The 1,230-nt window shown below is 21.9% G+C and carries 1 pseudogene; it reads right to left on the reverse strand.

What is annotated here, in order from left to right:
• Positions 1–85: 85 nt before the first annotated feature.
• A pseudogene (locus P3L47_RS23645) lies at positions 86–1,230 on the reverse strand (transposase); the annotation flags it as partial.

Below are 1,230 nucleotides of genomic sequence, written 5' to 3' on the forward strand. Positions count from 1 at the left end.
AAAAAAATAGAAATCTTTTTTTAATTTTGATTTCTATTCCTATTTTTGGACGAATTTAATACAAGTCTATTTTTTTTTTTTTTTTCTAAGCAGATTTTAGTGAGTGCAATACTGTTCCTATTTTATTTTTTGTTTAATTTAGAAATATATCTATTAAAATTATATGCTATACAAAATAGCGCTATTTTCTTTTTAACACTATTTTACCTTTACTTTTTTAATTTGCGCAGTTTCATATCTTCTTTTATTACTGCAAAGCTCCTTCTACTTGAATACTTCTATTCATTTCTTAGTTGCTTTCCAAATTCACTTTCTATATTATCTTTTGATTCATTTGATAATTTCTGAATTTATAATTATATTTGATTTTTTTTTCTGTTTCTGGTTTTAAAATATATTGTTTTTTATCTTTTCCATAATACAAAAAATTCTAGTTCTAATCCATCTTTCCTAAATAATCTATTTTCTTCTTCATTATATTCTAAATTTTCAACTCTATTTAAGTTTTTCTTATATTTTCTAGTTTTTGATTTTTCATAATATATTGGTTTTATGTAAGATACATAATTATTAATTTTAAATATTCATAATTAGAAATACTTTCATAGCCTGCATCTGCTACAACATTTTTAACTTCAATATTTTGAAATTTTATTTTTTTCAAGAAATGGAATTAAAGTTTTGTATCAGAAGGATTACAAAAAATATCATAAGAAACTATATATTCACTAATTACTCCAATTTGAAGATTATATCCTGGTTTTAATTGACCATTGCGCATGTAATCTTCTTTCATTCTCATAAAAGTTGCTTCTTTATCAGTTTTTGAAAAGCTATTTCTTTTTCTCCTAAAATTTCTAAATAGTTAGTATATTTATTTAGCCTTTCAGCATAGATTGTGCTTTTCAAGAAATAGTTGTTCTTTACTTTTCTTTACCTCTACCAAAACTTTATGAATTTTAAGTTCTTCTAAAAAGAAAGAATATCAAAAATATTGTCTAATTCTTTATTAAAATATTTATTAAATTCATCAATTAGTTGTAAAGATATTTTCTTCAAGTCTTTCTTTTATATTTTAAAGTAGATTTCTTCCAAACAAAGCTGTATTTATTAGCATAAGCTTCAATTTTTGTTCCATCAATGTAAATAGTTTCTGTGGTGATTTCACTTAATTTTAATAGTTTTTCCACAAATTGACAAAACAATTCATAGATGATATTATTAGCTTTT

Origin of the sequence: Parabacteroides chongii (assembly GCF_029581355.1) — a bacterium.
Taxonomy (GTDB): Bacteria; Bacteroidota; Bacteroidia; order Bacteroidales; family Tannerellaceae; genus Parabacteroides; species Parabacteroides chongii.